We start from the raw sequence: 13,101 nt of genomic DNA, 5'->3' as shown, positions 1-13,101 counted from the left end.
TCTAAAGTTATATGCAGATTGAAACGATTCATCTTGTGTAAAATAAAACCTAAAAATAGCTTTGTTTTTTATTGTATAAAAACTGCAATCTTTCACTCATTTATGTGAATAGGAGAAAACATGTTTGATGTGTCTAAAAAAGATATTCATTTAGCACAATTTGCCGACCATAAACAGCAGGCCATCGCACAAGTTGCTCAAGCATTAATCAATGCTGGGTACGTTACGCCAGATTACCTTACCGGTATGCAAAAAAGGGAAAATCAAGCTTCAACTTATTTAGGCAATGGCATTGCCATTCCTCATGGCACGGTAGAAACGCGCCATAATGTATTACAGACAGGCGTTCAAGTATTTCAGTTTCCCCAAGGTGTAGATTGGGATGATGGCCAAAAAGCTTATATTGTCATCGGCATTGCCGCTAAATCCGAGGAACATTTAAGCTTATTACGACAACTGACACATATTCTAAGCGATGAGAATATTGCCAAGGAAATGGCAACCACCAAATCAATAGATTCAATATATAATATATTGCTAGCTAAAGAGTCGCTTGATGACTTTATTTTCAAAGCTTCTATGATTACGTTAGATGTTGATACCAACCATATTATGACACTCCAGGCACTAAATATTAATCACTTACAGGATGCAAATGCCATTAATAATGATTTCATCGTCGATGTGATTACAAATCCACCGCTCTATTTAGGTCAAGGGATCTGGCTTAGTGATAGTAAGAAAGGTAACCTAAAAACAGCCATGGCAATTGCGCGTCCTAAACAGCCTTTATCTTATCAAGATCATCAACTTTGCCTACTTATCACACTATCATGCAAAGATAATCGGGCTAATAATACCTTAAATCACTTAGCTAATTTATTGATCGATAAAAAAACAGCAAAATTGCTTCAAGCACCCGATCCGGTACAGATGGTTACTTTACTAACGACTAGCACAAACGAAGAAAAAGGGACGTTATCAGCAGAATTTACTTTAAATAATAAACATGGTTTACATGCACGCCCAAGTTCACAATTAGTTAATACAATAAAAAAATTTAACAGCAAAGTCACTATTACTAATTTGGATGGCAACGGAATTCCTGCCAATGGCCATAATATAATGAGTGTCATTGGATTAGTTGCTCGTCAAAATGATCGTATCCAATTTAAGATCAGTGGCCCTGACGCACAAGCAACCTTACATGCCATTGAGCAAGTGATTAACGCTAATATGGATGAAAAAATTGCATGAAAGGTAAAGTTGCAACCATTACATTAAATCCGGCATATGATTTAGTCGGCATGTTAGACAGTATTGAAAAAGGTGCTGTCAACTTAGTTAAAACCCATGGATTGTATCCGGCAGGTAAAGGCATTAATGTTGCTAATACATTAAAAAATCTAAATGTTAATGTCACTGTCGGTGGTTTTTTAGGTAAAGAAAATCTAAACGGTTTTCTTCACGACTTCAAAGAGCGCGGGATCACAAATCGTTTTCATGCCATCGAAGGTAGAACTCGAATTAACGTCAAATTGACTGAAAAAAATAGGGTGGTTAGTGATTTTAATTTTTCCGGCTTTGAAGTAAATAAACAGGATTGGCAACATTTTGCCAGAGATTCCCTTAGCTGGTTAAGTCAATTTGATATGGTATGTGTTAGTGGTAGTTTACCCAAGGGTATCGATTTAGATGATTTTACTAACTGGATGAAACGGCTACGTAATCAATGTATGTGCGTCATATTTGATAGTAGCCGAGATGCATTGATTGCCGGTTTAAAAGCCAACCCTTGGTTGGTGAAACCAAATCGACATGAATTAGAAAGCTGGATTGGCCACCCTTTACCTACCTATCAAGAAATCGCCAAAGCGGCTCAGCAATTACGTTCTCAAGGCATTGCTCACGTTGTCATTTCCTTAGGCGAAGAAGGTGCCATGTGGGTCAACGCATCCGGTGTTTGGTTAGCAACTCCACCAAAATGTCAGGTTGTAAGTACTGTTGGTGCCGGAGATGCCATGGTCGGAGGTTTAATCTATGGCTTATTGATGCGGCAAACCAGTGAACATACATTGCGCTTAGCAACAGCAATCAGTGCCATAACAGTCAGCCAAGGTAATGTTAGGAGCATGGATCGGCAACAACTGACAAAAATGATGAACCAAGTTGCTCTGATCCCATATCAAATATAAGGAATCTCTTGATGAAAACAATTGCTATTATTCATTCACCCCAAATGCCACCAAGAACCTATCTTGCTAAGCAAATATTATGTCAACAGATACAGCATCAATCTTTAAAATTAACGGATAATATTGCGGCAGCTGAATTGATTATTGTTATTGGTGAAAATATAGCAGATGAACACCAATTGACCGGTAAAAAAGTTTTCTTTACCGATGAAACACAGATAATACCTGCGCCAGAAAAAACTCTCTCTATGGCCGAAAATAAAGCGATTATTGTGGACAACGCTAATTTTATTAAGCCGAAGATCGCCAAAAAACAGCGTGTTTTAGCCGTGACCGCTTGTCCTACTGGTGTGGCACATACTTTTATGGCAGCAGAAGCTTTAGAAATTGAAGCTAAAAAACGAAGCTGGCAAATCAAAGTAGAAACGCGTGGTTCGGTGGGAACAGGCAATGAAATTACCTTAGAAGAGATCAATGATGCCGATTTTATTATTGCTGCCACTGATATAGAAGTTGATTTAGCGAAATTTGCCGGTAAACGGATTTACCACACCTCAACAAGCGCCGCCTTAAAAAGAACCGCGCAAGAGATGGATAATGCATTAGCTAAAGCTGAATATTATCAACCTAACAAAATAAAAAATAGCTCAGACAACTTAACTAAGAAAACAACAACTCAGGGCCTCTATCGTCATCTACTTACTGGTGTTTCTTACATGTTACCGATGGTAGTAGCCGGCGGCCTTTGTATCGCCCTCTCTTTTATGTTTGGTTTAGATGCAGCCGAGCAACCAGGCACATTAGCTGCAGCATTAATGCAAATTGGTAAACACTCTGCTTTAGCGCTCATGGTACCCATTTTATCTGGTTATATAGCTTACTCAATTGCTGACAGAACCGGCTTAACACCTGGATTAGTTGGTGGCATGCTAGCGGTTAGCACCAATGCCGGTTTTCTTGGTGGTATTATTGCTGGTTTTATGGCTGGCTATGTCGCCAAATTGCTCAATCAATACTTTCCATTACCTAAAAGTATGGAGTCCCTAAAACCTATCTTAATAGTGCCATTATGCGCCACATTAATTACTGGCTTAGTTATGATCTATATTATCGGTAATCCTGTTTCCTGGATAATGACCTCCCTTACAGAATGGCTAACCAATATTGGCACAACTAATGCCGTTATCTTAGGTATTATTTTAGGTGCAATGATGTGTACAGATATGGGAGGACCCGTTAACAAAGCCTCTTATGCGTTTGGTGTTGCTTTATTAAGTGCCCAAACTTATGGTCCTATGGCAGCCATTATGGCAGCGGGCATGGTACCCCCTTTAGCCATGGGACTTGCGACATTGTTTGCTCGTAACAAGTTTTCAACTAATGAACGTGAAGGCGGTAAAGCAGCGTTCATATTAGGTCTATGTTTTATTTCTGAAGGCGCCATTCCCTTTGCTGCCCGTGATCCGATGCGGGTATTACCCATCTGTATGCTTGGCGGAGCCATTACTGGTGCATTATCGATGTATTTTCATGTCACACTAATGGCACCTCATGGTGGACTATTTGTTATGTTGATTCCTGGAGCGGTACAACCGATTATTGCTTATCTGCTAGCGATTATGTGTGGAACTTTAATTAGTGCAATATTATATGCCTATTTAAAAAGAGCCGAAGTAGAAACTTCATTGAATAAAAAAATACTTAACTAATTATTTTGTCATTAACAAAAATGTATTGTTAATGACAAAAATAATCAGTAATCGATTTACAAACCTAAGCAGAGAGTATGGTAAAATCGAACTGATACACTAAGATTTGATGCCAATTAAAATTCACGCTTGCTTAAATAACTGTTCTGCTTGCTAGCTAAATAAAGATATTATTTATTTAATATATCGTTAACTAAAGCAATTGACCATTTCCCCAGCCATTAACTAACATATGCCTATCTTGGGCAAAATTTTTATTTACTCATAAACTACTGAATTTAAATTTAGTAAAGTTAATCCTGTTATAACAACAATTGAATAACTTTAATTTACGCTAATATAGATAGATTATATTATTATAATATTTTTTATTTTGTCAGAAATAACTCACTAAAGAGAAAATAACACAATGAAAACAGAAGAATTTATGACATATCTAAATGCATTTTGGTCAGAGATTAATTTACATCCAATATGGTTATTTACCATATTATTTAGCATCGCAATTAGCAAATCTACGGTTGTTTTATCTTCTTTTCTACCACCTGCATCCGTTATGTTATTAACGGGTATTACTGCCAGTTTGCCAAAACTAAATATTAGTTTAGTTTGGTTGGCGATTACTTTAGGTGCAACCATTGGTTCAATAATTTCCTACTATTTGGGTAATCAAATAACCCGTAGAAAATTATTTAGTCGTTTTTTTAGTCGTTATCAATCAACTATTGATAATGCCCATAACAAATTACAAAACCAAGGGATAACTGTGTTATTTACCTCTCGTTTTATTGCGGTATTAAGATACATGATCCCATTAGTTGCCGGCATGTTATTAATGAACCGAACTAAGGTCTATAGCGTCTGCTTATTATCAGCTGCTATTTGGGCAGCTGTATTTATTTTAATTGTTAAAGGCGCATTTTCAATTATCGCACCAGAAGCATTTATGTAATATAAATGGCGTTATTTAAAATAGTAAAAACAAAAAGTTAAGAACTTTTAAAATATTTCGATTAAAACCATCTAATTTTTATCTATTCATATTTCAAACAAGCATTTCTTTTACTTTATAATAAAATAAAGACAATATTTTCTTATTTTTGACTGTTAAAATTTGACTTTCTTAAATCTTAACTAAACAACTTCAAGAAAAAATTGTAATCAAAATAAGTAAATTTATAATCGCTGGCGTTCAACACTGTTGACGTGAAATACAATAAACGATCTCGTTATGGCGAGGCTACCTAACAAACAAAAGTTACTGCCGTACTTGCATGGAGACAGGCTTGTATTGGTAAAACAGGTATGATCGAATCAAGGTCTTACAAAAGTAACTTTCCGCTTGGAATACGTTGTTAGAAGCTAAAACCTAAACGTTGGGATCTACTTCCCACGTTAGTTCGCCCCGGTGAGAGATTTTAACACCTATAGGGGACTTTTATATGGCTTTACCTATCCAACAAAATACATTTAAACCTCGCTATCATGTTGACCAGGCAAACCCAACTGCCGCTTCATATATGACACAGAATTATATGACTTTACCAGAACATATTTCTGTTGCTGAAGCAAAAAAAGTTTTTCTGGAAAAACTTGAAGAAAATAGTATCACTAATCAAATTTTCATTACGACGAATGAAATATTAATCGGTATTTTATCAGTAAAATCGCTATTAAAGCACTCTACTGATAGTGATAGCATCAACCAACTGATGAAACCCAATTTTTTCTTTGTTGCCCCAGATGTTAAACGCACTGAATTAGCAAAATCATTGCATGACTGTGGTTTTGATCTGGTGCCAGTATTAGATAAAGGGGTATTAGTTGGTGCCCTTAGCGAACGAGAAATTGATCGTATATTGGAAGATGATGCAACCGAAGATGCTCAACTACAAGGTGGTAGTTTACCGTTAGATAAACCTTATCTTCAAACGAGTCCTTTTGCCCTGTGGAAAAAACGCAGTGTATGGTTACTTTTACTGTTTATTGCGGAAGCCTATACCAGCACGGTCATTAAATCATTTGAAGAGCAATTAGAGGCGGTCATTGCTTTAGCCTTCTTTATTCCACTTTTAGTGGGAACAGGCGGTAACAGTGGTACTCAGATTACGTCAACGATTGTGCGCTCAATGGCGATTGGAGAACTTTCCATCAGTCATTTATGGCTGATCTTGCGTAAAGAGATGTCAACTGCAGTGTTAATCGCCATCACTTTAGGGGCAGCGGGGATATTACGTGCCAGCTTTATGAATATTGGTTGGGATATTTGTATCGTTGTCAGTCTGTCACTGATCTGTATTACTCTATGGTCAGCCATTGTCTCCTCGGTCATTCCTCTACTACTTAAAAGGTATGGCATTGATCCGGCGGTAGTTTCAGCGCCATTTATCACAACGCTAGTTGATGGTACGGGTCTGATTATTTATTTCGAAATTGCCAAAGTTATTCTTAATATATAACAAACCACAGGCTCGGTCAGTTACCGAGCCTTTACGATTATTAAAGTCTGCCGATTAAAATTACCCTAAAAAATAAAGTCCAGTTATTCGCTAGCTTATTCCCGCATTGTGATTGCTTTTTTAAGCTATCGCTTTCTATTCATCAATATGCCACTAATTTAAAACGCTCATGCTGTAACGTAGATGCATTTTAATTTACTAGATTTGTATGATTTTAATCAAATACGATTTAAAAACCAACAAACCGGATAAAACTAAATTAAAGCTCAACAAAAAATAGAAAAGTTTGCTAGTTAGCAGCAACTCCGTTTGAATATCGATCCTGAAATTTTCCTGCATGCTTGAAATAAAATTTTCTATTAAGGGAAATATTTATGAAAAAAATTAACAGACAAACGCTGTCTTTCTTTACTTTTGGCTTAGCATTACTCACTATGATGGGTATTTTAGGGGTTGATACTTATTTGCCCTCGATTCCTGATATCGCAAAAGAATTTAATAAAAGTCTCTCATCAACCCAGCTTTCAATTATGGTTTATACCTTGGCAATCGGCTTAGGGCAATTAATCTTTGGTCCGCTTTCCGATGCCATCGGTCGCCGCAAAATTATGCTAACAGGTGCAACTATCTATGCAGCAGCAACATTCATGTTAACACAAACTGAAAGTTTACCAGCTTTCCTTGTTATTCGTGTTATTCAAGGATTAAGCATTTCAATCACCCTAGTCACCTCAGTCAGCGCGGTACGTGACGTTTCGCGAGGAACTATTGCCGCTTTACTCTATAGCATCATCATTACGATTGAAGGCTTTGTCCCGATTGCGTCACCATTAATTGGCGGTTTTATCAATGATTTATGGGGATGGCGCAGTATATTCGGTTTAATTTTTATCTACGTCTTGATTACCATTGTCTATGTCTTTTTTTCTTTTCCTGAAACGTTAACCGTAAAAAAACGGACAACTTTTTCTTGGCGCAAAACCAGCAATATATATCAACATATTGCCTGCCAACCTAAATTCTATTTCCCCTGTTTATCACTTGGTTTATCTTTTTCATTAATTTATTGTTATGTAACCGCGGCGCCATTTATTTTTATGATCAAATTTGGTGCTAGCGCCTCAATATTCGGTATCTACTCGGCTATTATCGGGCTTTTTTTATTGGCAGGCGCATTTTTATCCAGCAAATTGCTACGGAAATTTAGTGCCACAAAAATTTTATCCATTTGGCTAAGATCACTGCAAATATTAATAATTTTATTTATTCCTATATTTATCTACCAAAATAATACCATCACTTTCTTTGCATTCTTTGCCATCATTATGTTTACTGGTGGATTATTCGAATCTCTATATACCTATCTAACAATGAGTAGCCAAAAAAATAACCTGGGAGCAACCTCAGCGTTAATGGGTTCAGCTTCCTTAGTCATTCCTTCTATCATCGGTGGGATAGGTAGTTTCTTTATTGAAATGAATTTATATCTATGGATGGTTTATATTTTAATTTTAGTTACTAGCATGGCGTTAATGCTAACTAAATTTCAAAAATTATAAATTCGTTGATCAGTTGAGATAAACTCAACTGATCAATTCTGCATTCAACAATCAATGACAATATAAAGAAATAACCAGATCATATTTAACCAATCATACACTTACACTATCTGAGCCGATTGACGTATTTAAAATAGGCATTATAAAAATAATAGCCATCCTTAGCCAACATTCACCTTGCTCTCTTCATCAACCCGTCTGTTATTTATTAGATCCTATAAATAAATAGCAAAAGTTTTTTTATGAAAGTATTTAATCGTTATTTCCTATATTTTCATGTTTTAATTACATAAAGGATCGTGATAATGCCACCTATCGATTCAACGCCTTCACTATCTCCCAGGCTTTTGTCTATATTCGATCCTACTTGGCACCAAAAAACAGAGAACAAAAAGAGCGCCAGTGAAAAACAGGTGACGAGCAGCGAAACAACGCTAACCAATCCGATACAACAGAGCCCAGAAACAGCGCAAACTCCATTGTCAAATAGCGCCGCCAGAGATAACGATGGTATGGTAGCGGTTATTAATCAATCGTTTTATCAGCCTAAACCTATATTATCGCTCAACACTCATGATTTTAATAAACTCGTCTATGATGAACAGAATCAACGCTTACGTTCCTTATTAATTAAAGAGGGCTATCCACTCGACCAACATGATAACGCAACACAAACCCTTTCACTGGTAAACCCTGTCATTGATTATCTGACCCGCTATCAAGATGATAAAGAGAAGATAACTGCTCTTGTCAGGTTATTGTTACAGCCGTTAGGTGAATATGGTGCTAAGCAAGGAGAAAAAATCTCTTCTGCTCGGCAACAAGCCATCATTGCCAATTGGTTACAATACGCCCTATTCGGTATGTCAACGGAAGCCTGGCTGCTAAAACAGATCAGTGATATCCAATTACGGGAACATTCCCTTTTCCATCATGCTAATCTGCAACGTCGGTTATTCAATCAACTAAATAATCATCACACACCTAATAAATTGTCATCACAAGCCCGTATTTATTATCAACAACAGGTTATCAATCGCATTATACCAACCTTTATGCTGCAAACTGACGACGAGCAGCAACAAAAATTACTGTCCAAAATGATGATAAATCATCCAGAATGGGGCTATCTGCATGCCGGTTTAACATTACTCAATGAAAGCGGCGCTGAAATTAATACCATGAGCCTGGAAGACATTAGCAATAACGGTATGCTGCTGGCCGCACTTTTACAGGAACAACTTCTCCCGGCTAAGTATAATCAATACTTCAAATTACCCGCTCTAATCCATGACCAGTTAAATCGCGAAAATAGCGCGCTAGCGATACCGTTAGCCAAGGCATCCATTTATGACAGTTATTTTGATTATTTAAAGCAATCTGACCAAAATAACCCTTTTATCAAACTGCTTACTTTGTTACCGAATTGGCAATCGCGGCCAGAGCTTGCCCGCCAACAATTAAAAGAACATGATATTGATGAAGGTTGGTTAAATGACTATTTGTATAAAAATCGAGAGGTTGAATACAAAAACAGGCAAGGTGAGAAGCCATTATTACCCAATATTGATAAGGTGTTTGAATATCAAAACCAACAAATTGCTGAGCTTACCGCACAGATAGAAAAGCTCCTGCTCCCCCAGACCTTTAATTCTCTTAGCGAAGAAGAACAAATTTTTATGCAACAAGCTGACATTCAATTGGTGGCGGTTGAATTTAATGCCATTGATAGTTTGCGAGGTGTCCCGTTACTACCAGCGGCAAGACAAGGAATAAAGGATTCAGGTGGATTTGTGACTCGCGTGCCGGAATCGATTGATATGCTGAAGTGTACCTTTAACGGCAAAGAACGGGTGTATGCATTGACCACAGACCATGGCATAGGTAGTTATAAATTACATCGGGTTGACGACAATAAAGATGCTATTCTGGATCTGTTTTATCATGATAATCAAGTTCGCTATGATGATGACTATAAATTAAAAACCTCTTCCATTTTGACCCTAAAAACCGCTTCTGAAGAACCAAACATGCTGATCGACAAGCTTGTTAAGCGACGTGCGGAAAAATTATGCGAAAAACTGCATCAGGAAGGTTATAAAGAAACTACCCGGCAAAAAGTGGATGCTTTTTTCTTAAGCCTTATTCCGTTTTATTCGATGATCACAGAGGCGCAAAAGGGTAATAAAGAGAAGGCGCTACAAGCGGGTGCATTTGATCTACTCAGTTTTTTTCCGTTTTTTGGCAAAGGTGTGCAAGTAAGTAATCGGTTCAGTGTCGCACTGGGAGAAGCTGTTATTAATGGGGTAAGAACGGGACTAAAACAGGTGACTTTTCGGCAAGCATTACGTGAAAGTGGTAAACAGTTTGTCAAATTTGGTATTCCACACATCACAAATCGTTTACCTGCTAAAACTTACCTGGACTTAGGCGTGACTTTTTTACATGGTGTAGATCCAGGTTTTGAATTATTAACCTCAGGAGGAATAAAAGGGATTAATGCCTTAAAAAATGCCGCACAGCAGCTTCAACAGAAAGTTCACGGATTAACCCCATTAATTAAAGCACTGAAAAAAAAAGCGCAAGACTGGCCGGTTGAGTTGGCTAGCCCGTACAAAGTGGAGACAGCTTATCGTCCGGATTTGGGAAAAGAAGTTCAGGTAGTGCAGATCGGTAAACAGCGAGGTAAAGACATTTGGGTACAAATCAATCTGCAAACGAATACCCTTTATGGCCGCAAATATCTGCGCAATTCGGCCGGTGAGCTGGAATTAGCGCCAGTGTCAATACGTGAGCGGCTTTATCAATTAAAAACCCAAGGCATGGGTGGCAAAAGGGCTAATGAAGCCGCTAAAAACTGGTTATCTGAATCTAATACTTCTAGTTTCTATCAATCACAACAGCAAAAGCTGCAAGCATTAAGCAGACAACTGGCCAAAAGGCGGCCTGACATCAACCTTAATTTATCCGGTGAAGATTTAAGTTATCTGAATCTTACTCAAGTTTTTGGTGGCTACCATAACCTTGCTCAGGCTAATTTACAAGGTACCAATCTAAGTAATGCTAACCTGACAGATATCATCATGGTGGAGGCGAATCTAGCAAAAGCAATCATGAACCAGACTCAATTATTTAATGCAAATCTATTGATGGCTAACTTAAATGAAGCACTATTGATAGGCGCTAACTTAGCCAAGGCTAATTTATGCGACACCAATTTAGTCGATTCTGCCATGAATAACGCCAGGTTGGAAGGCGCTTATTTAAACAACAGTAACTTGACAAATAGTAATTTGACGGGTGCTAATTTAACGCAAGCATCGATATCAGGTGCAAATTTGACTAACGCCAATCTGAGCATGGTTGACTTAAGTGATGCAACTTTGGCGCATGCTAACCTGCAAGGTACAAATTTCACCAAAGCCAAGTTAATAAAAGCCTATTTGAATGATCTTACCCTGCGTGAGGCTATTTTCGATCAAGCCGATCTAACCGGAGCTAACCTAAAGGACACTGATGTTAGCAATGCCGATCTGAGTAACACTATCCTAAAAGAGCTAACAATCTATAACACTAATTTTGCGGGTGCTTCTTTAAATGATAGTTTCACTCTTCGCCTTCCTAATGAATGGGATGAGGATCAACTAGATCGGGTACTTAATCATTTTAATAACCAAAGCAGTCTGCTAATCAGTCTTAATAGCATTGATGACAGGTATCAGGAATTAAAAAATAAGTTGGCTTTACAGCTAATTCATTCTCTTGACCAGCCTGACATTAATCTCAACCATGTAACTTTACCGCTATTAGACATTCTTGGAAAACCATCTTTTACAACCAATAAAGAAATTAGCAATTTTGTCAATAAACTGATGGATAACTACCTGGCAAATCCCTCAACCCAATTAATTAATACGCTGAAAACACACCCGGCTCTCATCAATATTTTTCTCAATCATTTTAGCCATCACCCAGATCTGATGGCGTCAGCAAAATTTAATAGTAGTTTTATTCAAACGATCTTGGCCGCAAAAACTCAAACAGGTATTGATAATGTCACTACCACCATGGCTAACAAGCTTTATGAAAAATATTTACAACTACCAGAAATAAAGCAACAACTAGAATATGAACAAATTGAGGGAATATTTGGCGATTTTGCCGGTAAGGTAGATTGGTCAGATAGTAACGCACAAAACTATCTATTACTTTCTCCGACCAAGGCAGGTAGAACATTAGTGGTTGCTGAACATAATCTGTCAAAAATGCTAGATCCTGATCTGGAAACCAAGTGGAATAACATTTTTGTTTTTCAGCATGGCGAAAATTTAAGTTCTCAGCAATTCAGTCTAGATGAATGCTTCAACCAAGATTTCCCTCTATTTTCTAGTCATTTTACTTATAGTCAACACCAAGCAACCTTCAATAAGCTGCTTGAGACATTAAATTTAGACCAACAACTTAATGCGCTATTTTTTCAGGCACAAAAATCCAATACTTTTGCCACAAAGTTAATTGATGAGACTTCACAACAGAGATTAAAGGAGATATTTGCTCATGTGCTTGATCTTGAACACAGCTATAGCTTAAAAAATGACAATTATAACCAAATCATAAAACTATATGATTTGACAACCAGTAGCGAGCGCAATAAAGCTGAACACCTACTCTCTTTATCCGCCGTTTTTACCCGCTATTCATCCAGTGCTATTTTTGGTACCGAATTGGATTCGCCACTCATGCTCAGATATTATGCTTACGCTTTAATGGAAAAAGCCCACAAACTTGATCCCACTCTGATTACAGAAAATACCTTTAATGATTGGAAAGATCGATTACTTGGCTGCAACAATGCCTTTACTTGTACGGCCGCCTTATATAACCAGATGATTGATTACGCGACCGAACACTGCCATGATGTTTTGAAAAAAATTCAACCATCCGCTTGGCGCTAAATCATAAAAAACTTGATAATAGCCTAAAAAGAGCATTGCTAACGGTAACAAAAAAGATTAAATATTATGAAAAATTTAAATTTTTTATACGATCCGTTAATAATCATCTATAGTTAGGATCATATCAATGAAAGATAGATGTAAATAATATTGTCATCTAATCTAATAGGAGGTTATATGAAAAAATGCCTATCGCTGATTGTGTCATACTTATTGATGATAAT

Annotated in this window: 7 protein-coding genes and 1 riboswitch; all 7 genes read left to right on the top strand. The window is 37.2% G+C overall.

Annotation, left to right across the window (positions count from 1 at the left end; genetic code table 11):
• Positions 1–120: 120 nt before the first annotated feature.
• The 7 genes from fruB (at position 121) to ArsFIN_RS02340 (ending at position 12,877) form a co-directional block, all read left to right on the top strand.
• Positions 121–1,257 carry a fused PTS fructose transporter subunit IIA/HPr protein gene (gene fruB / locus ArsFIN_RS02370; RefSeq protein ID WP_026821513.1) on the top strand — a complete coding sequence of 379 codons (1,137 nt, stop codon included), beginning with the start codon at positions 121–123 and terminating at the stop codon, positions 1,255–1,257.
• Positions 1,254–2,195, top strand: coding sequence for a 1-phosphofructokinase (fruK, locus tag ArsFIN_RS02365; protein ID WP_026821512.1), 942 nt, complete (start codon positions 1,254–1,256; stop codon positions 2,193–2,195). The genes fruB and fruK overlap by 4 nt, the downstream gene beginning before the upstream one ends.
• A gap of 11 nt (positions 2,196–2,206) precedes the next feature.
• Positions 2,207–3,904, top strand: a complete 1,698-nt coding sequence (fruA, locus tag ArsFIN_RS02360; protein ID WP_026821511.1) for a PTS fructose transporter subunit IIBC — start codon at positions 2,207–2,209, stop codon at positions 3,902–3,904.
• A 427-nt stretch (positions 3,905–4,331) separates the two neighbouring features.
• Positions 4,332–4,856 (top strand): DedA family protein, encoded by a 525-nt coding sequence (locus ArsFIN_RS02355; protein ID WP_026821510.1) that lies wholly within the window; start codon positions 4,332–4,334, stop codon positions 4,854–4,856.
• Positions 4,857–5,122: 266 nt separating this feature from the next.
• A riboswitch (M-box (ykoK) riboswitch) is annotated at positions 5,123–5,292 on the top strand.
• A gap of 132 nt (positions 5,293–5,424) precedes the next feature.
• On the top strand, positions 5,425–6,363 hold the full coding sequence (locus tag ArsFIN_RS02350; RefSeq protein ID WP_338023349.1) for a magnesium transporter: 939 nt from the start codon (positions 5,425–5,427) through the stop codon (positions 6,361–6,363).
• Positions 6,364–6,737: 374 nt separating this feature from the next.
• Complete coding sequence (locus tag ArsFIN_RS02345; protein WP_026821508.1) at positions 6,738–7,922, top strand: MFS transporter; 1,185 nt, start codon at positions 6,738–6,740, stop codon at positions 7,920–7,922.
• Between the two features lie 305 nt (positions 7,923–8,227).
• On the top strand, positions 8,228–12,877 hold the full coding sequence (locus tag ArsFIN_RS02340) for a pentapeptide repeat-containing protein (protein ID WP_026821507.1): 4,650 nt from the start codon (positions 8,228–8,230) through the stop codon (positions 12,875–12,877).
• Positions 12,878–13,101: the final 224 nt, after the last annotated feature.

The sequence above is a fragment of the Arsenophonus nasoniae genome (assembly GCF_004768525.1).
Classification (GTDB): domain Bacteria; phylum Pseudomonadota; class Gammaproteobacteria; order Enterobacterales; family Enterobacteriaceae; genus Arsenophonus; species Arsenophonus nasoniae.
Note: the sequence above shows the minus strand (reverse complement) of the source record. Positions and strands in the feature narration are given on the sequence as shown.

Excerpts from the sequence above, each read along its gene's own strand:
- fruB (WP_026821513.1), top strand. The coding sequence starts at position 121 with ATGTTTGATGTGTCTAAAAAAGATATTCATTTAGCACAATTTGCCGAC.
- fruK (WP_026821512.1), top strand. The coding sequence starts at position 1,254 with ATGAAAGGTAAAGTTGCAACCATTACATTAAATCCGGCATATGATTTA.
- fruA (WP_026821511.1), top strand. The coding sequence starts at position 2,207 with ATGAAAACAATTGCTATTATTCATTCACCCCAAATGCCACCAAGAACC.
- ArsFIN_RS02355 (WP_026821510.1), top strand. The coding sequence starts at position 4,332 with ATGACATATCTAAATGCATTTTGGTCAGAGATTAATTTACATCCAATA.
- ArsFIN_RS02350 (WP_338023349.1), top strand. The coding sequence starts at position 5,425 with ATGACACAGAATTATATGACTTTACCAGAACATATTTCTGTTGCTGAA.
- ArsFIN_RS02345 (WP_026821508.1), top strand. The coding sequence starts at position 6,738 with ATGAAAAAAATTAACAGACAAACGCTGTCTTTCTTTACTTTTGGCTTA.
- ArsFIN_RS02340 (WP_026821507.1), top strand. The coding sequence starts at position 8,228 with ATGCCACCTATCGATTCAACGCCTTCACTATCTCCCAGGCTTTTGTCT.